The following is a 25561-nucleotide window of genomic DNA, read 5'->3' on the forward strand; positions in this document are numbered from 1 at the left end:
TTTATTAATCCTTAAAAAATTTAAAAATGTTTAAAAAACTTTTTGGAGCTCTAACAGGAGACAAACAAGAAAACCAGAATTACGAGACTCAGACGTCAAATGACAATTATGAAAATAATTATGAAGACAATTATCAAGAAGTAGAATACGATCCAGAAACTTTGCACGGAACACATTATACTGTTGAAGATTTTGATAATGAAGTAGCTGAAAGAGCTGAAGCATGGATTGCAGATGAGCGTGCAAGCGGAGAAAACCTTGACGAAAAAGATATTCAGAACATTTATTTTAACTACAGAAGAACGGTTTATACAGAATGGAATAACTGTGACTCTGACCAAATGATTCGTTTTGAGCATGCAAATTCATTAAAATATACAGGAGTTCAAACTTCTGGATTTGTAAAAGCAGATGATAATAATCCGTTTTTAGAGCCAGTTCACGGTGTTGATTTAAGAACTTATACGGCAATGTGCCTTAAAATCAGTGCTGGAATCGATTATCTGGAAGTTTGCAAAGCCATGGGATTTGAACCAGCGGTTTGGGAAGAATTAAATACAATCTGGCCACAACGTATGGGCGAAGATACTTCGTTTACCGTTACTACTTTATTCGGACAATATTATGCTGAAAATGTAACTGTACCTCAACTGGAAAACCTAAAAGCTGAAATTTCTGAAGAAGGCGCTGCCAATTTAGAAAGAATAAAAAGCGATCGTTATTTCTACGAAGAATTGGCTGGAGCAAGACAAGCTGCATACGAATACGGAATCGATGGTGCGCAATGGATTTTGGAAAATTTCGGAATTAATCTTGCCGATTTCCAATCTGTAGCAATGCAATGGATGACTGAACAAAACCAAAACTGGAATTCAGCTGATATTACAGAATTTCATGATTATCAGCAGCAAAAACAAAAAGAATATGCCGCAAAATTTGCTGCAGAGCAGGGCGGAAATATTGCTGACGATGTGAATTTTTAAAATTTATTTCTTATGATAAAAACCGATTTGCAGAAACAAATCGGTTTTTTTATCGTTAAAACTATTCAATTCTATAGGAATCATTTAAAATTATATATAATGGAAGAAACAAAAATATTCTACGCCGACGGAGAAAACCCAAAAATGATTGAAGCTTACAAAAAAGCTCAGGAAACTTTTAAATATTTCTGGAGAGAGCTATCTTGGGAATACAGAAGAATAGTACCTGGATTAGACGTTGCGTGCGTGAAATTAGCTTTTACACAAGAAATAGACAACGAAACTGTCGTTGAGCACATGTGGATTAACGATGTAAACTTTGACGGTGAAACTATATACGGAGTATTAGTAAACGATCCGAACGAATTGACGAATGTAAATAACGGAGATGAAATTGCAATTCCGGTCAATCAAATCAGTGACTGGCTGTTTGCTATTAATGGCCAAACTTATGGGGCATTTACAATTCAAGCAATGCGTTCTGAGATGAGCGACGATGAAAGAGCATCTCATGATGAAGCTTGGGGACTTGATTTTGGTGATTTTAATGATATTATGATTGTAAATGAGCAAAAAGAAAAACCCGAAAATCTGATCGAACACCCAATGAGCAAGAACATGAAAGAAAGTCTTATTGAATTCGTTACCAATAATCCTGCAGAAGTATCAAGTCAAGACGAATTAGGATATACTTTTCTACATCGTGAAACTATTGCTGGAAATCAGACTTCTGTTGAAGTTTTATTGGAATCTGGTGCAGATAAAAATGCTAAAACCGCAACAGGCAAAACTGCTTTAGATTTTGCTAAAGAATTAAAATGGGATCATTTGCTGCCTTTATTGCGATAAAAAGCTTTAAAATCCGATTTGCGAAAAACAGATCGGATTTTATTTATAAGACACAATATTTTTTAAACTTAAAACCAAAACTATTCTATTTTTCATCTGTTTAAAATAAAGAATGTGCTACTTTTGCTGCACCAAATCTAATCTGCCACAGAATGAAAAAATTATTCTATACGCTCGTACTGTTATCTTCAGTTCTTTTATCTGCCCAAACAAAAAACGACACTGATTTTGCTTCTCAGTTAAAAAACTCTTTTTCAGGATCTACAGACTGTGTCAACGACTTCGAAAAAATACTGGCACCAGCCGAACTTCAGTCTTTGAATTCTACGCTAAACGGTTTCGAAAAAAAATATCTTTATAAAATTGTTGTTATTACAACTCCATCTTACGCGCCATTTCAATCCTTGGAAGAATATACTTTGGAACTGGATAAATTTCTATCAAAAGACCCGCGATTAGACCCTACTCTTTTAATAATCTTAAGTAAAAAATTAAGACAAATTCAGGTTATAAGTGTCGATTTTATAAAATACAAATTAAGTACAGAAGACACACAAAACATAATAAGCACTTATTCTGTTCCCGAACTTAAAAAAGGAAATTATTATAAAGCTTTGGAACTGGCTTCGAATGAATTCATGAAAAAGCTTCAGCCATAAAACACATCAAAATCCGATTTGCATAAACAAGTCGGATTTTTTTATTTACCTTGCCTACACTTAACGAACACTAAATGTAAATTCGAAAATGGTAGTTGTAGAAGAAGCAAAAAATGTCAATTTACCGCTTTTAAGAACCATTTTCTTAAAAGAACGACAACGAACATTTACAGAGCAAAACACATCAGAATTTAAACTTGAAGATTTTGACAAACAAACTCAGGGAGAATATATTCTGAGTGCACTTATAGATGATATTCCCGTCGGGTTTATTTCGATCTGGATACCTAACAATTTTATCCACCATCTTTACGTTGATAATGCATACCAAGGAAAAAACATTGGCACCCAATTATTAAAAGCCGCAATACAGAAAACAGCATTTCCAATTACGCTTAAATGCCTTGTAAGCAATACCAAAGCAATTGATTTTTACCTCAGAAAAGGATTTGTAGAAAAATCGAGAGGACAATCGGGCAATGGAACTTATATTTTATTTAAACTAACAAAAGAGATACAATAACTTAAAGGCTGAAGATATGACGGTTCAAGAATACAATGATTCTCAGACAGCAGAAAATAAAGAAATCTGCGATTTTCTTTATGCAATTATTCATAAAAACTTAGCCGAAGCCGAAAACAAAATCTGGCATGCACATCCTGTCTGGTTTCTAGACGGAAATCCTATTGTAGGTTATAGCAAATTAAAAGATTCGGTTCGGTTGCTTTTCTGGAGTGGACAATCTTTTGATGAAGAAAAACTTCAAAATGAAGGTTCATTTAAAGCCGCCGAAATGCGATATACAAACGCCAGCCAGATAAATGAAGAAGATCTGGAGCGCTGGCTCGAGAAAAGCAAAGAAATTCAATGGGATTACAAAAACATTGTAAAACGTAAAGGAGTTCTAATTCGAATAATGACTAAACCATATTAACCCAAAAAACCTAATGAAACTTTTACCCCTACTCGCCTTTACATTTTTAACTATAACAACTTTTTCACAAACAAAAATGCGACCTATAAACGAACTTATCGATCAAAATGATTCCGGATGGAAGTTAATAAAAGAATGGACCGCTTCTGCTAAAAACAAAGTTGAAATCCTTCCCGCAGATCCGCAAAAAGCAAAAGACGCTTTGTATCATACGCAAGTAACAACCAGCTCGCCCATGGGCGCAATTGTGTATAAAACTGGCGGAATTTTAATCGATAACGGCTGGATCAGAATATTAGGTTCTGGAAGCGCAAAATTAAATCGCAGCCTTCCCGATTGGAACAAAGGAAAATCTTTTAAAGAATTTGGAGAAACGCCTTCTCATCTTTTAATTGCCGACGATGCCTTAGGTGGCTTTTATTTGCTAAATGGAGGTGCATTTGGAGCAGATCTTGGAAAAATATATTATTTTGCTCCAGATAATTTAGAATTCGAGCCTCTCGATATTACTTATTCGCAATTTTTAGAGTTCTGTTTTAATAATGACCTAGACAAATATTACGAAGGCAGCCGATGGGAAGATTGGAAAAAAGAAGTGATTGCTTTACAAGGCGATCAGGTTTTCAATTTTTATCCATTTTTATGGTCAGAAGAAGGAAGTGATATCAATAAAGTACAAAGAAAAATTATCCCTATTGAAGAGCAATACAATCTCAACTTAGATTTAAGAAAACAGATTCAGCAGTAAACTAAAACACATAACGAATTATTTTTCAAAACTTTATTTTTAATTTTATTACTGACATGCAGTTGTCACAAGGTCATTTTACCTTTACGAAGTAAAACTAAAAAAGATGGAAACTAAAGACGGAAAATTGGCTGTTTATGCTCCAACTAGACAAGATTGGCGAAATTGGCTTGAAGAAAATAGCCAAATAGAAAAATCGGTTTGGTTAATCTTGTATCACAAAAAAAGCAAAACACAAAGTGTAAATTTAATCGAAGCTACCGAAGAAGCGCTTTGTTTTGGATGGATTGACAGCCTCTGCAAAAAACGAGACGGAGAAAGCTACTACCTCACTTTCTCTCCCCGAAATCCAAAAACCAGTAAATGGAGCAAACCCAACATCGAAAGAGCTGAACGTATGATTCAGCAGAATTTAATGACCGAACATGGCCAGAAAGTAATCGATATTGCAAAAGAAAAAGGAAAATGGATAATTGACAATCCATAATAATAAGCTACAGCAATTTCAACATACATATTTAAAGCTTCAGCGATAAAGTCTGCTGAAGCTTTTTTTTGATAAAAACTATTTATTTATTGTTTATCAATAAATTTTTATTATTTTAGCAGCATAACTTTTAATCTTGAATAACATGGAACTTAAAATTGGAACACCACAGATTCTAAAAATCCTGAACATCTTATCATGGATTATTTTTATTGGCTTATGTGTTGAAGCCGGTATGTATCTTTTTAATGGAATTTACACTATGACTATAAATTCCTATAATGCCCGTTTTCTTGATTTACTAGACCTGTACAATTTCAGTCCAAGTTTTTACATTCAAGAAATATGTTTTATTAGCATTGTTGCGATCTTAAAAGCGATTATGTTTTATCTAATTGTAAAAATGCTTCACGACAAAAAATTAAATATCGAACAGCCTTTTACTGCTGAGATGGGACGCTTTATATCTTACCTTTCATACTTGGCTTTCGGAATTGGGTTGTTTTCTTTTTGGGCTTTCAAATTCAACAATTGGCTAATTATCAAAGGTGTAAAACTTCCATCGCTAGAATCTCTCAATCTTGAAGGCCATAGTATTTGGATCTTTATGGCCATTATAATATTTGTTGTAGGACAGATTTTTAAAAGAGGAATCGAAATCCAATCTGAAATTGATTTAACCATATAAACAAAAAATTATGCCCATTATAGTAAATTTAGACGTCATGATGGCAAAAAGAAAAATGTCATTAAATGAACTTTCAGAAAAAGTAGATTTGACATTATCCAATCTTTCTATCTTAAAAACTGGAAAAGCAAAAGCAATTCGTTTCAGTACGCTCGAAGCCATCTGTAAAGTTTTAGACTGTCAGCCTGGAGATATTTTAGAATTTTCTGAAGATTAATTTTGTTTTGGATTTAATTTGTATTTTCGTACAAATCGGTTGTGGTTTTTAAATAATTTGAAATCTAAAAAATCAAAAATGAATATTCTAATCGTTTACGCGCATCCAAGCAAAAAATCGTACACTTTTCAGGTTTTGGAAAGATTAAAATTAGCATTGGGGAATGAAAACTGGAATGTAGAAATCTCAGATCTATATGCATTAAATTTTGTAAGCGATATGTCTGAAGCAGAATATGAGCGTGAAGGATTTGCCAAAACACAGCTTCCAATTCCACCAGATGTTTTAGCAGAACAGGAAAAAATAGAAAATGCAGATTGTATTATTTTCCTGTATCCAGTTTGGTGGAGCGATTGTCCTGCAAAACTAAAAGGCTGGTTTGATCGTGTTTATTCTGTTGGATATGCGTACGGACAAAATGAAACTTCCAGAAAAATGAAAACCATTCCGTACGGACTTGTAATTTGCACCGCTGGTCATCCTAATGATTTTTTGAATGAAATTGAAATGGCTCAAAGCATGGAAAAAATTATGCTTGAGGATAGACTTGGAAAACGTTTTAGGAATAAAGAAATGATTATTTTAGGCGGAACATTAGAGCTTGAAAATGTAATGGCAAAACATTTTGAAATAATCAATACAATTCCAGAAAAAATTAAATTAATACAATAATTTTCAAATATTTACCAATAAAAATGACGCCAGAAAGCAATTTAGAAAAATCAGTTTTTGAAGAAATCCCAACCGAAAAAATATACTCTGAAAAAGCAATACGAATAGGAACCTTCTTTGCAGGTCCGCTAGTTGCTGGTTACTGCATTGCAGAAAATTTTAAAGCATTTAATGACTTTGAAAAAGCAAAAAACACATGGATTATTACAGCGCTATCAATGATTGCAATTATTGGGCTTATTTTTATTATTCCCGATAACTTTCCAAGCATTCTTTTTCCAGTTCTTTATTCAGTTGTTGCTTCTTATTTCTTGAAAAAATTTCAGGAACAGAGCATTCAAAATCATATTCAAAAGGGTGGCGAAACTTTCGGCGGATGGAGAGTTGCTTTGATTGGTTTATTAAGCATTCTTATATTTTTTGGAATTATTATGAGTGTAGTTCTATTGACAGAAAGTTCCATATAACTTTTGTAAAAAATATTATTGCAAAAAATTTCGAACTACTTTAATGACATTCTTAAAAAAATAACACAATATATTATGTCTTTCAACAAAATAAAAGTTTACCACTTATTTTGGATTGTTTCTATTCTAGTTTTAATTATTGGTTTTATAAAAAGTTTTTATCATCACTCTTTTCTGGATATTAATATGCATGACACTTATTATATAATTCCCAATCTTGAAATTACTGCTAGTCTATTTTCTCTCTACTTCTTTATGGGCTCAGGTTATTGGTTGATTCAAAAAGTTTTCAAAAAACAGCTTACAAAACCTTTCACCTTAATTCACTCTATTATTTTGATTGGAAGTTTTATGATATATTGGTTTCTTTTTCTTTATTATAAACTAATTGCAAATAATGACTTCTCTCTAGTTGATGATTCTTTAATGCTAAATTTAATATTAATCTTAGAAATTTCTGTTATCCTTTTTGTTGCCACTCCTATTTACATTGCAAATTTTATGATGGCTTTCTTACGAAAGGAATAAGAACAGAGTTTGTCCGAAAAGCACCTCAAAATTGTCTTTTAAGCCCTTAATCAATTGATTTTTAGATTGTAATTTTACTTTACTAATTTAAAATTCAATTGATTATGAATACTCAAGATTTTACCACAACAATAATTGTCAATCAATCACCCGAAGAAGTTTTTAAAGCCATACAAAACGTTAAAGGCTGGTGGTCGGAAGAAATTGAAGGGAAAACAGCAAATGAAGGCGACGAATTCAAATACCATTATGAAGATGTTCACCGCTGCAAAATAAAACTGATCGAAGTCATTCCGAACCAGAAAATTGTTTGGCTGATTGAGGAAAATTATTTCAGTTTCACCAAAGACGATACAGAATGGACCAATACTACGGCCGTTTTTGATATTTCGCAAGAAGACAATAAAACAAAGCTCACTTTTACACATGTTGGTCTGGTTCCGGAATATGAATGTTTTGATGTTTGCAAAGCTGGCTGGAGCAACTATATCGAGAACAGTTTGAAAAAACTAATTGAAACCGGAAAAGGACAGCCTAATGCAACTGGAAAACCTCAAATAGAAACCGAAAGGGCTTTATCTAAAAACTAAGGTTACTATAAAAAAGGCTACAACAACAATAGATTCGGCTAAATGATTTGTTCTGATGTTACGCAACTTTGTAATATCAAAATATAGAACAAATGAAAATTATAATCACAGGTTCTTTAGGGAACATTAGCAAGCCATTAACAGAGGCGTTAGTACAAAAAGGAAATACTGTTACTGTAATCACAAGCAGTAACGACAGACAAGAAGAAATTGAAAAACTAGGCGCATCAGCTGCAATTGGTTCTGTAGAAGATTTAAGTTTTTTAACTCAAACCTTTACTGGAGCAGATGCAGTTTATTGCATGATTCCGCGTGCAAATTATTTTGATCCGAATCTTGACTTGGATGCCTTTACCCGAAAAATTGGAAATAATTACGCAGAAGCCATCAAACTTTCTGGAGTGAAACGTGTTGTTTTCTTAAGCAGTATTGGCGCACATTTAAAAGAAAAATCTGGAATTATTCAGCGTTATAATGAAATCGAAGCCGTCTTGAATCAGCTTTCAGATGTTGCAATTACTTTTATGCGTCCGACTTCATTTTACTACAATTTGCTGGCATATATTCCTGCGATAAAAAATCAAGGTTTTATTTCGGCAAATTATGGAGCTGATTCATTGATTCCATGGGTTTCTCCAAATGACATTGCAGAAGCTATCACAGAAGAAATAAGTAGTCCGCTTGACGGGAAAAAAATACGTTATGTGGCGAGTGAAGAACTTTCTGGCCATCAGACTGCAAAAATTTTGGGTGAAGCAATAGGCAGACCCAATTTAGAATGGAAGTTAATTAGCGATGAAGAAACCTTAAACGGGTTAATTTCTGTTGGAATGCAGCCAAAAATTGCGCAAGGTTTGGTAGAAATGTACGCAGCACTTTACAACAATACATTGGGCGCAGATTATGAGCAAAATCGTCCTTCAGTTTTAGGAAAAACAAAACTGTCAGATTATGCTATAGAATTTGCTTCGATTTATAATCAAAATTAAGTACTTTAGACTATGGCAAATCTACAACCGGTCCGAATAAAAAGTATCAGCGAATTTCATGAATTTAGAAACTTGCCAAAACCTGAACACCCTTTGGTGAGCGTCTATAATTTTGAAGATTTAAAATACTTGAATGAAGACGAGCCAAAAAGCTTGATGCTCGATTTTTATTCGATTGCACTGAAACGAAACGCAAATGCCAAAATGCGTTACGGGCAACAGGAATATGATTTCAAAGAAGGTGTTTTACTTTTTATTTCGCCAGGACAGGTTTTTTCTATAGAAGGAAATGCCGAAATGCAGCATACAGGATGGTCATTATTGATCCATCCTGATTTTTTATGGAATACGCCCCTTGCACAGAAAATCAAGCAATATGAATATTTTGGATACGCAGTTCACGAAGCGCTTCATCTTTCTGATAAAGAGGAAAAACTGATAATTGACATCATTCAAAATATTCGGCAGGAATACCAATCCAATATAGATAAATTCAGTCAAGATGTTATTATCGCTCAAATTGAATTGCTATTGACTTATTCTGAGCGTTTTTATAACCGCCAGTTTATTACTCGAAAAATAAGCAATCATCAGATTCTGGCACGATTAGAAAAATTGCTCGAAGACTATTTCAACAACGATTCTTTAACAAAAAAGGGACTTCCGACAGTGCATTATATTGCCGAAAACTTGAACGTATCACCAAATTATTTAAGCGCCTTACTGAAACATCATACAGGACAAAGCACACAGCAGCATATTCATAATAAACTGATCGAAAAAGCTAAAGAAAAACTCTCAACTACTAATTTATCTGTTAGCGAAATTGCTTTTGAATTAGGTTTTGAACATCAGCAATCCTTTAGCAAATTGTTCAAAACAAAGACTAATGTCTCTCCAATTGAGTTCAGGCAATCTTTCAATTAATAATTTAACAAAAGAATAAATTTCATAAATTCGTTACAATAAAAGCAAAAATTATGAACCCTATTTTAAGAAATACTTTGGCCGTAATTGCAGGTCTCGTTGTCGGAAGCATTGTCAATATGAGTATCATTTTGATAAGCGGTTCTATAATTCCGCCACCAAATGGCGCAGATGTTACTACTACAGAAGGTTTACAGGCTAGCATGCACTTATTTGAGCCAAAGCATTTTCTATTTCCTTTTTTAGCCCACGCCATCGGAACTTTTGCTGGAGCACTTACAACTGCATTATCTGTGGCTTCTAACAAAACAAAACTGGCTTTTATTATCGGAGCTTTCTTTTTATTTGGCGGCATCACAATGGTTTTTACACTTCCATCTCCAATTTGGTTTAGCGCTGTCGATTTGGTTTTAGCTTATCTTCCAATGGCATATCTGGCTTCTAAAATTGCTTCAAAAAAGAAAATCTAAAGAAAAAATGAAAACTCAAAACACTATAAAACCAGCTAAAAAATGCTACAGCCATATTGGAGGTAAACTTGGCGAACTGCTTTTTGAAACATCGCAGACAAAAAATGGATCGCCAAAAATGAGGCTTCAGACAAACACTTTTACATCACTGAATTGGGAGAAAAAGAATTTGCTAAATTGGGCATAGACCTTTCCAAAATCAAATCGGAAGAAGTTTAATTTTATAATTATTCAATTCTTTTCTGCAAAATTTGTAGCGCCTAATTTCATATCTTAGTTTACTTTTAAATCCTGAATCATGACTAAGAAAGAAATCGCTAAAAACTTCCTGAAACTGGCAGCCAAAGGACATTCTCATGAAGGTTTTCGGTTATATGTCGGAAAAAATTTCAAGCATCATAATGCCTACTTCAAAGGCGATGCAGAGACATTAATGCTTGCTATGGAAGAGTCTGCCAGAACAAATCCAAATAAAATTTTCAAAATCCACCATATTTTAGAAGACGATAAATTCGTTGCTGTACATTCTCACCTAAAGCAGAATTCGGAAGATATTGGTTTTGCAGTAGTTCATATTTTAAAGTTTAAGGATGATAAAATCGTCGAACTCTGGGATCTCGGGCAACCTGTACCAAAAGATTCTATTAATCAAAATGGAATGTTTTAGTTTACAGTCACAGTGGCAGCGCCAATTTGGAACTGAAAACTGAGACTAAGACTGAAAACTAACTAAAAGAAAATAAATAACCAAAATGAACTTCATCACCAAAATCTCCTTATTATTTGTTTTAATCTTCGCTTCTTCTTTCAATTCATCAGCTCAAAAAAAAGAGGATTATAAAAAAAGTATTGATAGTATACTCCAAAAGGCTAATCCTAAATTTAATGGTGTGGTTTTAATTTCGCAAAACGGAAAAACGCTATACTCTAAAGTCGAAGGTTTTTCGAATTTTGAAACCAAAAAACCTTTGAAATTGGATACACAATTCGAAATCATGTCAAACAGCAAATTAATTGCCGCAACCTTACTTTTATTGGAAGTTGAAAAAGGAAATGTCGATTTGAATACTCCAATCAAAAAGTACTTGCCAGAACTCACGCAAACTTGGGCAGATTCTGTTACAGTTCATCAGCTTTTAAATCATTCTCACGGAATTGTAGATTTACAAAAACCATTGGCTTTTAAATCTGGAACGCAATTTAAATATGGAAATCTAAGTTTCAATTTGGTTGCCAAAATTGTAGCATTAAGCTCTAAAAAAAGTTATAGAGAGATTGCCGAATCGCTTTTTAAGAAATTAAAAATGAATCAGACTTTTTGTTATTCTGCAGATAAAACTCAAAATTTGGCAACTGGTTATTTTAATGCAAAAAATCAGTTGGAACCTATTACAACTAGACAAATTACTGACGAAAGTCTTGGAGCAGATGGCATTATTTCAACCGTTTCAGATCTTGCGATTTGGAACAATAATCTTCATAAAGGAAAAATTTTGAAACCAGAGTCTTATCAGCTATTAACTCAAAATACCATTCTATCCCAGCACAATTTCTTCGGCAAAGAAAAAGACGGTTATGGCTACGGGATTAGAGTTGTAGAAAAAGAGTCCGTTAAATATCTTGGCCACACAGGTTTAGGAGATGGTTTTTCTTCTGTAAATTTGTATTTCCCAGAAAGTGATGTGAGTTTGATTGTCATGGAAAATCAGATGCCTGAAGATTCTAATTTGTATTATGCTTCTGAATTTAAAATCAAAAACATGCTTTTGAAAACCAATTTATTAAAGAAAAAGTAAAGCTAAAATGGCAAAAAATAAAACCGCAGAAACTCAAAATAGCGTTACTGATTTTATTAACGCTGTTGAAAATGATAGCAAAAGAAATGATGCTTTCGAACTCCTAAAAATAATGCAGGAAATAACAGGATTTGAACCTAAAATGTGGGGACCTAGTATTATTGGTTTCGGAAGTTATCATTACAAATATGAAAGCGGACATGAAGGAGATGCGCCACTTGCGGGTTTTTCTCCAAGAAAAACTGCACTGACCGTTTATTTTTATCTGCCAGAAAAAAAAAGAGAAGCACTTTTATCTCAACTTGGAAAACATACCTCTTCTAAAGCCTGTATTTACATTAAAAAATTGGCTGATATCAACATCGAAATCTTAAAAGAAATAGTTTTACTCTCTATAGCACATACCCAGAAATTATATCCCTCAAAATAAATGATTACATTTTTAATTCTATTAGTACTAATAGCCCTTGTTCTCTACCGATTTTTGAACCATCCAAAATTCGGAAAAGCGCCTTCTGGCGAAAGGCTCATTCAAATTCAAAACTCTCCTCAGTATAAAAATGGGAAATTCGAAAATCAGAGTTTTACTCCAGATTTGATCGAAGGAGCAAGCATGGCGGGAGTTTTATTTGAATTTTTCTTTAAAAAGGTAGAAAGAAAAACTCCGACAGATTTGATTCCGTCTATAAAAACCAATTTATTGGAACTTTCTTTAGATCAGGATATTTTAGTTTGGTTTGGGCATTCTTCCTATTTTATTCAGCTTGAAGGAAAACGTTTTTTAATTGATCCTGTTTTTAGCGGTAACGCCTCTCCGATTCCTGGTACAACAAAATCGTTTAAAGGATCTGATATTTATACGGTCGACGATCTTCCAGAAATTGATTATTTATTGATTACGCACGACCATTATGATCATTTGGATTACGATACGATTTTAAAATTAAAACCTAAAACTAAAAAAATAATTACCGCACTTGGTGTCGGTTCGCACTTGGAATTCTGGGGATTTTTGTCAGATAAAATTATCGAAAAAGATTGGTACAGCACCATCAAATTAGATGAAAATCTAACGCTTCATACCGCGCCATCAAGGCATTTTTCAGGCAGAAGCTTTAAAAGATGCAATACACTTTGGACTTCATTTATTCTCGAAACTAAAGATTTTAAAATGTATTTGGGTGGAGACAGTGGCTACGATTCTCATTTTGCAGAAATCGGTGAAAAATATGGCCCTTTTGACATTGCTTTACTTGATAATGGCCAATATAATGAGAAATGGAAATACATTCACAATATGCCAGAAGATGTAATAAAAGCCATGAAAGACCTAAAAGCCAAAAGGGTTTTCCCAGTGCATTCTTCTAAATTTTCATTATCGCTTCATTCTTGGGATGAACCTTTGAAAAGAGTTACAGAATTGAATAGTTTGTCTGAAAATCCAATTACTTTAATTACACCAATGATTGGCGAAACAGTTGAATTAAAAAATGACAAACAGGAATTTAAACAATGGTGGAAAGAGGTTAATTAATTGTTAATTGTTATGTCACCCTGAGCGAAGTCGAAGAGCATTCCAATTAGTACTAAGACTTCTTCGCTCAGCCTGACAATGTAGGCAAAACTTGAAACCTGAAACAAACTTAAAAAACCGTGAAAAACAAAACTTTTTTAGCACTTTTATTTCTCGTAACAACCAACATCTTTTCTCAAAACACTTATGTCTTTTTGGGCTCTTATAATCGTGATAAAACGGCAGAAGCAATTCAGGTTTATCTATTGGACACTTTGAGAGGAAAGCTGACAAAATTCACTTCGGTTAAAAATATTGTCAATCCGTCTTATTTGACAGTTTCTCCTAATGGAAAATATGTTTACGCCTGTACAGATACCAAAACTCCAAATGCAGGAAGCGTGAGCAGTTTTGAATTTAATACTACAGCGAAAACTTTAACTTTTTTAAACAGCCAAAGAAGCGGTGGCGAAAATCCGGTTTATGTCAGCGTTCATAAAAACGGAAAATGGCTTGCCAACGCCAATTATACAGAAGGCAGCGTTTCTGTTTATCCTCTTCTGGAAAACGGTAAAATCGATTCGATTGCACAGAATTTTCAGTACATGGATGGAAGCGTAAACAAAGAAAGACAAACCAGGTCTCATGTACATTCAGCAGTATTTTCTCCAAAGTGCGATTATTTCTTTTTGCCCGATTTAGGTGCCGATAAAATTCGCTGTTATGCTTTTGATGAAAATCAGAAAAAACCTTTAGTTGAAACTCAAAATCCGTTTACGAAAACTGATTTAGAAGCTGGACCAAGACATTTTACCTTTCATCCCAATCAAAAATGGGGATATTGCATTGAAGAAATGGCGGGACAAATAAGTGCTTACAATTATGAAAATGGCATTTTAAACAAAATTCAGCGCATTGCCACACATCCAGAAAAAATAAAAGAAGGTTTTGAAAGTTCTGACATCCATATTTCTCCTGATGGTAAATTTCTTTATGCCACAAACCGAGGCAAGGAAAACAATATTGCTATTTTTTCTATTGATGAAAATGGTTTACTGAAAAGCATTGGTTATCAATCTACTTTAGGAAAACATCCGCGTATTTTTGCTATTGACGAAAGCGGAAAATTTTTAATTGCTTCGAATGTTCTAACAGGTAATATAATTGTTTTTAAAAGAGATTTTAAAACTGGGTTATTAAAAAAAGTAGGAAAACAGATTAAAATGCAAAATGTTTCATGTGTACAGATCAAACAGATTTAATTTTTTTTTCATGCAGATTTCCCTTCGCAAAAAGCCGTTCTGAAACTTGGAGCAGAAAAAAATAATGAATTCACATTTACTGTTAATGGTGCTGAAGTGCCTTATTTTGAATATGAATTGAAGAAAAAAGAATAAATGATAGAAGAAAGAGGCAAGAGAAAAGATATTGAATTTAATACATCGTCTTGCTTCTTTCATCTTCCATCTTTCCTTTCTTAAAAAAATAAAAAAAATGAAAAGAATAACTGTTTTCTGTGCTTCTAGCTTTGGCACTGAAAAAATTTACGAAGAGCAAGCAAGAGCTTTAGGGAAAACTTTAGCCGAGCAAAATATAGAATTAGTTTATGGAGGTGCTAATGTGGGCTTGATGGGCGCAGTTGCTGACGGCGCTTTACATGCAAGCGGAAAAGTGATTGGCGTGCTGCCAAACTTTTTACGATCTAAAGAAATTGCTCATTTAGGCTTGACCGAATTAATTTTGGTAGAAAGCATGCACGAAAGAAAAACCAAAATGAATGATTTGTGTGATGGTGTAATTGCGCTTCCTGGTGGTTTTGGAACACTGGAAGAACTTTTCGAAATGTTGACTTGGGCGCAATTAGGCTTGCATAAAAAACCAATTGCCATTTTGAACGTAAACGGTTTTTATGATGCTTTGATAACTTTACTACAAACCATGACAGAAAAAGGATTGCTGAAAGAAGTGAATCGAGAAATGCTTTTGGTTAGTGATAATATTGATGATTTGTTAGATCAAATGAAAAATTATGTTGCGCCAACTGTTGGGAAATGGATTGACAAGAAAAAGCTATAAATTGTGAATTATGAGTTAAGAGTTATCTGTTCGGAATAAAAACTACAAAATTTAGAGTTATATTTACAAATCCATCTCACTTCTAACAAACAACATCTAACCTAAAAAGAAATGAAAACAGAAAACAACAAATATGCAAAGGCCGAAATGCTGATTAGAAAACCTGTTTCAGAAGTTTTTCAGGCTTTTATTGATCCGCAGATTACGAGTAAATTTTGGTTTACAAAAGGATCAGGAAAATTAGAAGAAAATCAAAAAACCGAATGGACTTGGGAAATGTATGGTTTCTCTCTTTCTGTTACGACACTTGTCATTCAAGAAAATAAAAAAATTGTGATCGAATGGGGAAATCCTGACGAAATTACATTGGTCGAATGGGTTTTTAGTCCGTTAAACGAAAATGAAACTTTTGTTAGTATTACTAATTCTGGTTTTCACGGAGACACAGATAAAATAATCGATCAGGTTCGCAACTCAACTGAAGGCTTTACTTTGGTTTTAGCTGGAGCAAAAGCTTATTTAGAACATAATTTAAGATTGAATCTGGTTTTGGATCGTTTTCCTAAAGGACTTGCTTAATTTTATTGAGCCGCAAAGTCTTTTTTTACCGCAAAGCACGCAAAGATTTACGCAAAGAACGCTAAGTTTTTTTGAGAGTCATTTAAAATGAAAAAGTTCACAAAGCTTTGTCTAGACAAAGTTTTTTATAGACTATGCTTTGCGAACTTAAAATATAGATTTTGTTTAGCCTTCGTATTAAAAAAAACTTAGCGCACTTTGCGGTAAAAATTTAACCGCAAAGAAAGTCAACTTGAAACCTGAAACCTGAAACAAAAAAACTATCATGGAAGTTAAAAAACCTGAAAATATAGACGAATACATTGGCGGATTTCCCAATGATGTTCAAGAAATTCTAGAAAAGGTTCGAATGACAATTCAGAAAGCGGCTCCTGATGCTAAAGAGAAAATTAGTTATTCCATGCCAGCTTTTGAGCAGAAAGGGATTGTCGTTTATTTTGCAGCTTTTAAAAATCATATCGGGCTTTATGCACTGCCTTCTGGACATGAAGCTTTTGCTGCAGAACTTTCAAAATATAAATCAGGAAAAGGTTCTGTGCAATTTCCTTTGAAAGATCCAATACCTTATAATTTGATTGCTGAAATCGTTAAGTTTAGGGTAAAAGAGAATCTTGAAAAAGCAAAAAAGAAGTAACCCAAATGAATTTAACCGAACATTACAATCAGCTTTATAAAACATCTTCTGAAATCATTTCGGCAGGAAAATACTCTATTGATTCTGAACTTAAAAACGAATCCGATTCCCGTTTTGGAATCACGCTTCTTATTCGCCCGAATGATGAAATTAAAGCCAACATTCAGACTTTTATCAACGAATTAAAAAAAGCTGAACCAGAACAGTATTTTTATCCAGATTCAGACATCCATATTACTGTAATGTCTATTATTCCTTGTTCGGAAAACTTTAGTTTGAATCAGATCTCGCCAAACGAATATATTGAGGTAATATGCAGAAGTCTTGTTGAAGTAGAGAAAATCAAAATTCATTACAAAGGCATAACCGCTTCTCCATCAGCCATTATGATTCAAGGATTTCCAAGTGATGAAACTTTAAATAATTTACGAAACAGGCTTCGAGAGAATTTCAAAAATTCAGGATTACAGCAATCTATAGACAGCCGATATGAGATTTCTACCGCACATTCTACAGTAATGCGTTTTCAAGAAAAACTTCATGATCCTAAAAAACTGATTGAAATTGCAGATAAATTTCGTGATTATGATTTCGGAGAGTTTGAGGTCAAAAATTTAGAATTGGTTTATAATGACTGGTATCAAAGAAAAAGCTCAACGCGCGTTTTGGGTGATTTTGGATTGAGATGATTTTAGAAATCATCTTCTGTTTTAGCTTTAAACTTACTTAAAAATCCATTTTCTTTTAAAAAATTGAAGCCTAGATCAAGTGTAATTTCTTTTCCATCGTTAGCTTTAAAAGTAAAAAATCTTCCATCACTAAAAATAGTTTTCTCGGACTCATCAGACCAATATTTTAGTTTATATTTCTCTATCTTTTTAGTATCAACTATTTTAGCATTCAATAGCATACTCTTCAGAAAAAAAAAATCTGATTGAGCTAAATATAAAATTGTACTTTTATCTTCAAAATACGCATAGTAAAAATCAAGTAAAAGCGTTGTATTTTTAACTTTTTCCAGTTTTACCTTTCGTTGTAAATGTCTAATTTCTCTGTAAGCCCAAAAAAACTCCACAGGAGCTTCTTCACCGTAATCTTCAATTGTTTTTACAATTTTATTGTTTTTAATAAATGTTACACTTATTGTTTCATCATCTGTATGTGAAGCTTCATAATCATTTTTCAAATTATACCAACCAGATTTTAGAAAATCATTTTCAATATTAAGAAATTCTTCTTTTTTGGTAATCGCGGTAAAAAAGCCAATACTATCGGCGTAATGTCTACCATTAAAAATAATTTTACCTGTATTATCAATTAAAAGATCCTGAACAGGACAGCTACCATAACAGCCAGAGGAAGAAACAACTATTTTATCAAACAAATTCACTTTACTTTTATCAAAATGAATTCTAGTCCACTTAGAAGATTCATTTTTAGTATCAACCAATTCTAAAGTGTCTTTTTGAAGATTTTTTATTTTAAAAGATTCCCATTTTTCGGTCGATTTATTATAAAGTTTCAGGCTGTCGTTTTTAATTTTGTAGGTGGAACTTCTGCCTAAATAGATTGATTCTGTTTCACCTTTAATTTTATTAAATGCTTCCTTAAAAAAACCTAGTTTATTATCATAAACCCCATTTTCTTTAAACTCATATCCTCTAAATTTATTCCTTATACTCAATGGAGGTTTTATAATCCTTAAATTCCCATCTTTCGGAATAACTGGCTCTTCATACAAAAACTTCCAATCTCCCACAATCAATCTTTTGTTATCATTTTCTAAATTACTTTTACATGAAATAAGTGTTGCAAAAAACAACGTAAAAACAAAAGATTTTGTCATAACTAAAAAGATTTGTTGATTTATTTTTATTTAGAAAACTTCCCAAAATGCCATAAAACACCAGCTGGATCATGCAGAAAACATTCGCTTCCCCAATCTAGATATTTTATCGGAGTTAATTTTGCTCCTTCGTATTTCTCGGGAAGATTTAAAGCTAAAAGCTCGTCATAATATCGCTCGACATCATCAACTTCTACAAAAATCATAGTGTTTTCAATCCAACTTTTATCGTAATAATCTTGAAGATAAAAAGCGATTTCTCCAGATTTAAAAACTGAAAAATTAGATTCTAAAACTGTTTCTTCAAATCCTAAATCGCGGTAAAAGCTTCTTGAGATTTCGAAATTCTTAGCTCCAATAAAAGGTCTGATAGATTTTATTTTGTGATTCATAGCATTTATTTTTAATCTTGAAACCATTCAATTCCCTTATCTAGTCGGACAAGAAAATCTGTAAATGATTTTCCAATTTCGACGTGATACTTCGGATTCAAATCAATAAAAGGAGAAAGAATGATTTTTACAGAATTATCATCATCAAATTCAATTCCTATAAACTCGCCGCTTCCATTTGTGCCAATGGCGAGTGTTTGGGGCAGTTTTTCAAAAATATGATATTCTAAATTTGCATCGATAATTTCTTCTAGACTCCAAAGTTTTATAAACTCAACTCCAATAAACTGATCTATTCCCAAGTAATTCTCAACATAATAAACATAGTCTTCTGGAAGATCAAATTTTAAATGCTCCTGAATATCTTCAATTGCTACTAAAGAATTTTCATCCCGTTTTGGAAAAACATACTTCCTAAAAATCTCTGCTAATTCTTCTGTCATAAAACTATAAATGAGTTATCCTTTCTTCAAAATACTTCCAATACCTCGCCCGATCTGTTCTATGGCTTCGATTCCTTTTGCTAAAGGCGATGATGTAAAATCTTCATAAGCATCCATTGAACTTTCTTTTCTATCGTCTTGCGGATAAACTAAAATCACATTGTTATCGTTGAAATATTTTTCAAATTTCTGTGGCAGTTTATCAAAAATAGACTGATATGAAACAGAACCTTTTCTAGAAAGATTAAAAACGACTAAATCGGTTAGTTTTATTTCGTCTGAAATACTTTCAAAATCTTCCCAATCAGAAACATTTTTAAATCCTAATTTGGCATTTAATTTCAAATTATTAGCAATCTGCTGAATGGTTTCGTGAGTTTTATATTCAGCATAAAGCACAATCGGAATACTCAATTCCTGTGATAAACGGCATATTTTCTGAAGCAGTAAGTGAAACCCGACACCTCTTTCAGAAAATGGCGGACAAATAAAAACCAATCTTTTTTCTTCGATAAAATTCTTCTGAAATCTACAGATAAACAGACTCTTATCAACATTATTGATGATTGAATCTACATTTTCTCCAAAAATTTTATCGATAAATCCTGTTTTTCTCGGCCATCCGACAATTACAATATCGGACATAATTTCTTTTGAAGTTCTGGCAATTCCACTCGCTGGATTGTGGTCAATTCTGGCAATGGTATTGATTTTAACTTCTGAAGCTGAACCTTGAATAACAAATTTATCGGCCGCTTTTCTGTACTTTAAAATATTTTTTTCTGCCTGATTATTATTCGGTACAATCGTCAATAAAGTAATGGGGTTAGATGATTTTTTATCTTTTATCAAAAGAGCAAAATCCAATAAACTTGCCGCTGCAGAAGTTTTCGCCAGTGGAATCAGAATATGTTCGTCTAAAATTTGATCTCTACCAGCATCTTCATGAGAAAACTCTTCTTCGCAGATTGCAATTTTCTTGGCGGCTTTTTCAGTTGCAAACGAAGCTACAATACAAGTAATCAGGATTAGAATAATGGTTCCGTTTAAGATATTTTCGTCTAAAATTTTAGCTTTATAACCCACCAAAATCACGGCTAAAGTTGCTGCCGCGTGCGCACTGCTCAACCCAAAAATAAGCTGTCTTTCGGTTCTGGTATATTTAAAAACAATTTGAGTAAAAAATGCTGCAATCCATTTTCCAAATATCGCCACAACACTCAAAGTTCCAGCTACGATTAAAGCTGTTGGTCCGCTTAAAATAACGCTGACATCAACTAACATTCCTACTGAAATCAGAAAAAACGGAATGAATAATGAATTTCCAATAAACTCAATTCTGTTCATTAATGCTGACGAATGCGGAATTAAAGGATTCAATGCCAAACCAGCCACGAACGCGCCAATAATAGGCTCTACTCCTGCTACTTCGGCTAAAAAAGCTGCAAAGAAAACCACAGAAAGCACAAAGATGTAATGCGCATGTTTTTCACTCTCTAATTTTTTGAAAAACCATTTAGCAATTCTTGGAATAAGCAAAAACATTATGGCTGAAAAAATTGCCAGCGAAATAGTCAATTTGATCCAGAAAGCCTGATTTAAGCTTCCTTGAGCACTTCCCATAATTACGGCCAAAATAATCAAAACAGCTGTATCGGTCAAAATTGTTCCTCCAACAGTAATGGCAACTGCTTGATTTTTGGCAATTCCCAGTTTACTCACAATCGGATACGCAACCAAAGTATGTGTCGCAAACATGCTCGCAGTTAAAAAACTGGCATTGAAATCGTATTGAAGCAAATAAAAACAAACTGGAAAACCAATTGAAAGCGGCAGAATGAAGGTAAAAAAACCAAAGAGCAAACTCTTATTTCGGTTGGCTTTAAACTCATTCATATCCAATTCTAATCCAGCAATGAACATAATGTACAGAAGTCCAATTGTTGAAAAAAGATCAACTGCAGAGTTTTTTGCCAAGATATTTAAACCGTGGGGACCGATAATAACTCCAGAAATAATTAGTCCAATAATTCCCGGAATATTAATTTTTTTAAGCAAAATCGGCGAAAGCAGAATAATAAAAAGTATTAACGAAAAAATCAATACGGGGTTGCTTAAAGGTAATTCGAATTCTTGTAATAGATGTCTGAAAAATTCTATCATATGGTAACTTTATCTTCTTGTGGCATTATAATTTGTAAAAAGACATTTTCAGAATTCAAACAAAATCCATGAAGTATTAATATTAAAGAATCGAGTATTTTTAGCACTCGTTCTTTTACAAAAATACCTAAAAATAGTGAACTTTTTACTTAAAGCACATATTAAGGTTTTAAATTTATTTCGTTGCCGAATTATTAAATTTTAATATTTTTTTTAACAAATACGCAAGATTAACAATCAAAAATTAATCATCATTGCATTATTCGATTATCTTTGTCTTAACAAAAATTGAACAATGGAAGAATGTATCTCTGTTTTTGATATGCTTAAAATTGGCGTTGGCCCTTCAAGCTCACATACTTTAGGTCCTTGGCGCGCTGCCGAACGTTTTCTTGAAGAGCTCAAAGACGAAGCAATTTTAGACGACATTACAAGAGTAAAAGTCGACTTATATGGCTCTCTTTCTTTAACTGGAAAAGGCCACGCAACAGATCTTGCTGTAATGCTCGGATTGAGCGGACAAGATCCTGAATATATTCCTGTTGAAGATATTGCGGGAATTATTAAAAAAATCGAAACTACAAACGAAATCAATTTGGGCAACCAAAAAGTGATTCCGTTCTTTTTTCTTCAAGACATTGTTTTCAACAAAGATTTTCTTCCGTTTCATGCCAATGGTTTGAAATTTACAGCTTACAAATCTGATGATTCTGAATATGAATCTACTTTTTATTCTATCGGAGGCGGATTTGTTGTAAAAGAAGAACGTACCAATGCGAAAGAAAAAAAAGCTATAAAATGTGCGTTTCCTTACCCGATTCAAAACGCAGCTGAATTGTTGAATTATACTATTACTGAAAATAAATCAATTTCTGAAATTGTATATCAAAATGAAATTTCGATGCGTCCAGAAGCCGAAGTGCATTCAGAATTAATGCGCATTTGGAATACAATGCTGGAATGCATGTACATTGGCTGCCACTCTGAAGGCATTCTTCCTGGCGGACTTCATGTGCGCAGAAGAGCTTTTGACATGCACCAAAACTTAATCGGATTGTCTAATTATACCGACCCGCAAAGCTGGTTGGAAGAAATTAGAAAAACTGAGGTAAAATTTCGTCAGATTCTAAAATGGGTTAGCTGTTTTGCACTTGCCGTGAATGAAGTAAACGCTTCTCTTGGACGTGTTGTTACAGCGCCTACCAATGGAAGTTCTGGAGTAATTCCGGCCGTTTTAATGTATTATATGGTAATCGAAAACCATAGTGCTGGCGAAAAAGAAATCAAACAATTTTTGATGGTTGCGGGCGAAATCGGAAGTATCTTCAAAAAAGGATCTACTATTTCTGCTGCAATGGGCGGATGCCAAGCTGAAATTGGCGTTTCTTCTGCAATGGCAGCGGGAGCTTTGTGCGAATTGATGGGCGGAACTCCTGCTCAGGTTCTTATGGCTGCTGAAATCGCAATGGAACATCATTTGGGTTTAACTTGCGATCCTATTGGCGGTTTGGTTCAGATTCCTTGCATCGAAAGAAATACAATGGGTGCAATTAAAGCGATAAATGCTGCTGAATTGGCCTTAGAAACGGATTCAAAAAATGCTAAAGTTCCTTTAGACAAAGTGATTAACACAATGTGGGAAACGGCAAAAGATATGAATTCAAAATACAAAGAAACTTCTGAAGGAGGTCTTGCGGTTGCCGTAAACATGGCTGATTGTTAACTTTTTAAGGTTTGCCACAAATTACACAAATTAGCACGAATTAAATTTTACTCAATTACTCAAAAAAAATTGGTGTAATTCGTGGCAGAAAAAAACCAACCATTTACATGAAAAAACTTTACCTTTTACTCTTTTTCTGTTCTATTTTACTTCATTCTCAAGAACGTTATTTTTTAAATTCTGATACAAGATTATTTATTTCTCCGAATGCATCTGCCGATTTTTTAGGGTATTTTAAATATGGAGCTGAAGTTCGCTTATTATCTGAAAATCAAAATGGCTGGTACAAAATACAAGCTGATAATTTGAACGAAGGTTATGTGCAAGAAAAGTTTATTGCAAACAGCCTTAACGCAAAAGATGTAAAAATTAAAGATCCCAAAAATCCTATTTTGGAAGGTGGCGATGCTTATTACGGTGGCAATCATCTTTTTGTTCTTGCAGCTGGACTGAAAGCAAGAGCTTTGCCCGATAAAAGTTCAAAAATCAGAGAAATTTTATTTACAGGAGATCCTGTTGCAGTAAACTATCTTCCTGTAAATCCTGATGAATGGGTAAATATCAGCGGAATTTTTAACGAAGAATATTCTAAATATACACTGAGAAAATTTCTTGGCCTTAGACCAAACTTTGATGCTTTATTGAAAGATTTCGATAAACTTGATGCAAACGCGCTTAACGAACGTAAAACAGTTAGCGAAAGAATTGTAGAATTGGCATGGAACAGTGATTATTCTAAATTAATTCCTGCTTATCAGAGATACTATGAAGTTGTAAAACAGCTAAACGATCCTAAATTACTTAGCGAAACAGAATTGAATATGGCATTAGCCAAAGGTCTGGCCAATCATAAATTATCAGAACAGATTATTGCCTTTACTCAAAAATCCCATTATTCTTTAAAAGGTTTTAAAACAAAATCGGTTAACATTTCGCTGGCAGATTTAATTAAAACGATGGGAAATCCTCCCAAAAAAACTCGTATTTCAGACGAATGCGGCATTTATTTGAGTGATTTATTTTACTACTATCCAGATTTGGAAATTTCTGTTGATGAAAAACAAAAGCGGGGAGAAATCATTAAAGTTTTCATCAACGAAAACAACAAATTTATTATAAATCAAAACGCTATTTTAGATCATACGCTGTCTGAAAAAGCTTTCATTGAAAAATATGGAACTTATATTGAAGCTTCTCTAAAATCGGCCCACATTTACAGTATCATAATGGAAGACAGCCAATTCCGATTAGAATTTAAAGACGGAAAACTATTTTCTGTCGAAATATTCTATTATTGCTGATTCCCCTTTTACAATTATTCAATACTTTTACATTATCAAAAAAACAATAAAATGTCTGTAGCAAAAAAAGATTATAAAAGAATCACAACAAAGTCATTAATTGAAATGAAAAGCAATGGAGAAAAAATCTCTATGCTAACTGCGTATGATTATACAATGGCGAAAATTGTTGATACCGCTGGTGTCGATGTAATTTTAGTTGGTGATTCGGCATCAAACGTAATGGCTGGTCATGAAACTACTCTGCCTATTACTTTAGATCAGATGATTTACCATGCTTCTTCTGTAGTTCGCGCTGTAGAAAGAGGCTTAGTTGTAGTTGACTTGCCTTTCGGAAGTTATCAATCAGATTCAAAAGAAGCTTTACGTTCTTCTATCAGAATCATGAAAGAAAGTGGTGCGCATGCTGTGAAATTGGAAGGCGGAAAAGAAATAAAAGAGTCTATCAAAAAAATATTAAATGCCGGAATTCCAGTAATGGGACATTTAGGATTAACTCCTCAATCTATCTATAAATTCGGAACTTACACAGTTCGCGCTAAAGAAGAAGAAGAAGCTGAGAAATTAATTGAAGATGCTCAAATGCTTGAAAAAGTAGGATGTTTTGCTGTCGTTTTGGAAAAAATCCCAGCAGCTCTTGCTAAAAAAGTAGCAGACAGTATTTCTATTCCTGTTATCGGAATTGGTGCTGGAGGTGGCGTTGACGGTCAGGTTTTAGTAATCCATGATATGTTAGGAATGAACAACGAATTCAGTCCACGTTTCTTGCGCCGTTACTTAAATCTTTACGAAGAAATGACAAAAGCAATCAGCCAATATGCTGCTGATGTTAAGTCTAGTGATTTCCCGAATGCTAGTGAACAATATTAAAATCAGACTGGCTTAG

At 33.4% G+C, this 25561-nt stretch carries 33 protein-coding genes; 29 read left to right on the forward strand and 4 right to left on the reverse strand.

The window, feature by feature from the left end; translation table 11 throughout:
- Positions 1 to 26 precede the first annotated feature (26 nt).
- The 26 genes from BLP44_RS11815 to BLP44_RS11945 all read left to right on the forward strand — a co-directional run bounded on the left by BLP44_RS11815 (position 27) and on the right by BLP44_RS11945 (position 17496).
- A complete protein-coding gene (locus tag BLP44_RS11815) occupies positions 27 to 983 on the forward strand; it encodes a DUF6620 family protein (protein WP_091133169.1) in 957 nt (318 codons plus the stop codon).
- Positions 984 to 1082: 99 nt separating this feature from the next.
- Positions 1083 to 1832 (forward strand): DUF2314 domain-containing protein, encoded by a 750-nt coding sequence (locus tag BLP44_RS11820; protein WP_091133717.1) that lies wholly within the window; start codon positions 1083 to 1085, stop codon positions 1830 to 1832.
- 152 nt (positions 1833 to 1984) lie between these two features.
- The gene (locus BLP44_RS11825; RefSeq protein ID WP_008468635.1) at positions 1985 to 2491 is read left to right on the forward strand and encodes a TPM domain-containing protein; all 507 of its coding nucleotides are present in this window, start codon (positions 1985 to 1987) and stop codon (positions 2489 to 2491) included.
- Between the two features lie 88 nt (positions 2492 to 2579).
- Complete coding sequence (locus tag BLP44_RS11830) at positions 2580 to 3014, forward strand: GNAT family N-acetyltransferase (RefSeq protein ID WP_091133170.1); 435 nt, start codon at positions 2580 to 2582, stop codon at positions 3012 to 3014.
- Positions 3015 to 3030: 16 nt separating this feature from the next.
- Entirely contained in the window at positions 3031 to 3426 is a 396-nt protein-coding gene (locus tag BLP44_RS11835; RefSeq protein ID WP_066034018.1) for a DUF1801 domain-containing protein, read from the forward strand.
- A 76-nt stretch (positions 3427 to 3502) separates the two neighbouring features.
- Complete coding sequence (locus tag BLP44_RS11840) at positions 3503 to 4174, forward strand: DUF2625 domain-containing protein (protein ID WP_091133173.1); 672 nt, start codon at positions 3503 to 3505, stop codon at positions 4172 to 4174.
- 106 nt (positions 4175 to 4280) lie between these two features.
- Positions 4281 to 4661, forward strand: a complete 381-nt coding sequence (locus BLP44_RS11845; protein ID WP_008468626.1) for a YdeI/OmpD-associated family protein — start codon at positions 4281 to 4283, stop codon at positions 4659 to 4661.
- 145 nt (positions 4662 to 4806) lie between these two features.
- Complete coding sequence (locus BLP44_RS11850) at positions 4807 to 5349, forward strand: DUF2975 domain-containing protein (protein ID WP_008468624.1); 543 nt, start codon at positions 4807 to 4809, stop codon at positions 5347 to 5349.
- Between the two features lie 10 nt (positions 5350 to 5359).
- Positions 5360 to 5566: a helix-turn-helix domain-containing protein gene (locus BLP44_RS11855; protein ID WP_008468622.1), complete on the forward strand. Its 207-nt coding sequence runs from the start codon at positions 5360 to 5362 to the stop codon at positions 5564 to 5566.
- Positions 5567 to 5644: 78 nt separating this feature from the next.
- Positions 5645 to 6238: an NAD(P)H-dependent oxidoreductase gene (locus BLP44_RS11860; protein ID WP_091133175.1), complete on the forward strand. Its 594-nt coding sequence runs from the start codon at positions 5645 to 5647 to the stop codon at positions 6236 to 6238.
- A 23-nt stretch (positions 6239 to 6261) separates the two neighbouring features.
- Positions 6262 to 6705, forward strand: coding sequence for a hypothetical protein (locus tag BLP44_RS11865; protein WP_091133177.1), 444 nt, complete (start codon positions 6262 to 6264; stop codon positions 6703 to 6705).
- A gap of 75 nt (positions 6706 to 6780) precedes the next feature.
- Positions 6781 to 7233 (forward strand): hypothetical protein, encoded by a 453-nt coding sequence (locus tag BLP44_RS11870; protein ID WP_091133179.1) that lies wholly within the window; start codon positions 6781 to 6783, stop codon positions 7231 to 7233.
- A gap of 104 nt (positions 7234 to 7337) precedes the next feature.
- Positions 7338 to 7823, forward strand: a complete 486-nt coding sequence (locus tag BLP44_RS11875) for an SRPBCC family protein (RefSeq protein WP_091133181.1) — start codon at positions 7338 to 7340, stop codon at positions 7821 to 7823.
- Positions 7824 to 7915: 92 nt separating this feature from the next.
- Positions 7916 to 8812, forward strand: coding sequence for an NmrA family NAD(P)-binding protein (locus tag BLP44_RS11880; protein ID WP_091133184.1), 897 nt, complete (start codon positions 7916 to 7918; stop codon positions 8810 to 8812).
- A 12-nt stretch (positions 8813 to 8824) separates the two neighbouring features.
- On the forward strand, positions 8825 to 9739 hold the full coding sequence (locus BLP44_RS11885; protein WP_008468617.1) for a helix-turn-helix domain-containing protein: 915 nt from the start codon (positions 8825 to 8827) through the stop codon (positions 9737 to 9739).
- Between the two features lie 53 nt (positions 9740 to 9792).
- On the forward strand, positions 9793 to 10209 hold the full coding sequence (locus BLP44_RS11890; RefSeq protein WP_091133186.1) for a hypothetical protein: 417 nt from the start codon (positions 9793 to 9795) through the stop codon (positions 10207 to 10209).
- A gap of 7 nt (positions 10210 to 10216) precedes the next feature.
- Positions 10217 to 10396 carry a hypothetical protein gene (locus BLP44_RS11895; protein ID WP_244511753.1) on the forward strand — a complete coding sequence of 60 codons (180 nt, stop codon included), beginning with the start codon at positions 10217 to 10219 and terminating at the stop codon, positions 10394 to 10396.
- 111 nt (positions 10397 to 10507) lie between these two features.
- Positions 10508 to 10876, forward strand: a complete 369-nt coding sequence (locus BLP44_RS11900) for a nuclear transport factor 2 family protein (protein WP_008468614.1) — start codon at positions 10508 to 10510, stop codon at positions 10874 to 10876.
- A gap of 85 nt (positions 10877 to 10961) precedes the next feature.
- Complete coding sequence (locus BLP44_RS11905) at positions 10962 to 12005, forward strand: serine hydrolase domain-containing protein (protein ID WP_091133188.1); 1044 nt, start codon at positions 10962 to 10964, stop codon at positions 12003 to 12005.
- Positions 12006 to 12012: 7 nt separating this feature from the next.
- A complete protein-coding gene (locus tag BLP44_RS11910; protein ID WP_091133190.1) occupies positions 12013 to 12435 on the forward strand; it encodes a DUF1801 domain-containing protein in 423 nt (140 codons plus the stop codon).
- Entirely contained in the window at positions 12436 to 13539 is a 1104-nt protein-coding gene (locus BLP44_RS11915; RefSeq protein WP_091133192.1) for an MBL fold metallo-hydrolase, read from the forward strand.
- 119 nt (positions 13540 to 13658) lie between these two features.
- Positions 13659 to 14780, forward strand: coding sequence for a lactonase family protein (locus tag BLP44_RS11920; protein WP_091133194.1), 1122 nt, complete (start codon positions 13659 to 13661; stop codon positions 14778 to 14780).
- A 232-nt stretch (positions 14781 to 15012) separates the two neighbouring features.
- A complete protein-coding gene (locus BLP44_RS11930) occupies positions 15013 to 15594 on the forward strand; it encodes an LOG family protein (RefSeq protein WP_091133196.1) in 582 nt (193 codons plus the stop codon).
- 111 nt (positions 15595 to 15705) lie between these two features.
- Positions 15706 to 16173: an SRPBCC family protein gene (locus BLP44_RS11935; RefSeq protein ID WP_091133198.1), complete on the forward strand. Its 468-nt coding sequence runs from the start codon at positions 15706 to 15708 to the stop codon at positions 16171 to 16173.
- 265 nt (positions 16174 to 16438) lie between these two features.
- The gene (locus BLP44_RS11940; RefSeq protein WP_091133200.1) at positions 16439 to 16807 is read left to right on the forward strand and encodes an iron chaperone; all 369 of its coding nucleotides are present in this window, start codon (positions 16439 to 16441) and stop codon (positions 16805 to 16807) included.
- Positions 16808 to 16812: 5 nt separating this feature from the next.
- A complete protein-coding gene (locus BLP44_RS11945; RefSeq protein ID WP_091133202.1) occupies positions 16813 to 17496 on the forward strand; it encodes a 2'-5' RNA ligase family protein in 684 nt (227 codons plus the stop codon).
- A 2-nt stretch (positions 17497 to 17498) separates the two neighbouring features.
- Here the strand turns inward: BLP44_RS11945 and BLP44_RS11950 are convergent, their stop codons facing one another.
- The 4 genes from BLP44_RS11950 to BLP44_RS11965 are packed head-to-tail and all read right to left on the reverse strand — an operon-like array spanning position 17499 to position 21651.
- Complete coding sequence (locus BLP44_RS11950; RefSeq protein WP_091133204.1) at positions 17499 to 18653, reverse strand: DUF6438 domain-containing protein; 1155 nt, start codon at positions 18651 to 18653, stop codon at positions 17499 to 17501.
- Between the two features lie 26 nt (positions 18654 to 18679).
- On the reverse strand, positions 18680 to 19045 hold the full coding sequence (locus BLP44_RS11955; RefSeq protein WP_091133719.1) for a VOC family protein: 366 nt from the start codon (positions 19043 to 19045) through the stop codon (positions 18680 to 18682).
- 11 nt (positions 19046 to 19056) lie between these two features.
- Positions 19057 to 19488 carry an SMI1/KNR4 family protein gene (locus BLP44_RS11960; RefSeq protein WP_066034000.1) on the reverse strand — a complete coding sequence of 144 codons (432 nt, stop codon included), beginning with the start codon at positions 19486 to 19488 and terminating at the stop codon, positions 19057 to 19059.
- A 15-nt stretch (positions 19489 to 19503) separates the two neighbouring features.
- Positions 19504 to 21651, reverse strand: a complete 2148-nt coding sequence (locus BLP44_RS11965; protein WP_008468587.1) for a cation:proton antiporter — start codon at positions 21649 to 21651, stop codon at positions 19504 to 19506.
- Positions 21652 to 21946: 295 nt separating this feature from the next.
- Here BLP44_RS11965 and BLP44_RS11970 point away from each other — a divergent pair, with 295 nt between their 5' ends.
- From BLP44_RS11970 to panB, 3 genes are all read left to right on the forward strand, one after another.
- Positions 21947 to 23374 carry an L-serine ammonia-lyase gene (locus tag BLP44_RS11970; RefSeq protein WP_091133206.1) on the forward strand — a complete coding sequence of 476 codons (1428 nt, stop codon included), beginning with the start codon at positions 21947 to 21949 and terminating at the stop codon, positions 23372 to 23374.
- Between the two features lie 107 nt (positions 23375 to 23481).
- Positions 23482 to 24675, forward strand: coding sequence for an SH3 domain-containing protein (locus BLP44_RS11975; RefSeq protein WP_091133208.1), 1194 nt, complete (start codon positions 23482 to 23484; stop codon positions 24673 to 24675).
- 51 nt (positions 24676 to 24726) lie between these two features.
- Positions 24727 to 25545, forward strand: coding sequence for a 3-methyl-2-oxobutanoate hydroxymethyltransferase (gene panB, locus BLP44_RS11980; RefSeq protein ID WP_066033997.1), 819 nt, complete (start codon positions 24727 to 24729; stop codon positions 25543 to 25545).
- Positions 25546 to 25561: the final 16 nt, after the last annotated feature.

The organism is Flavobacterium anhuiense, from assembly GCF_900101855.1.
In the GTDB taxonomy this organism is placed as follows: Bacteria; Bacteroidota; Bacteroidia; order Flavobacteriales; family Flavobacteriaceae; genus Flavobacterium; species Flavobacterium anhuiense.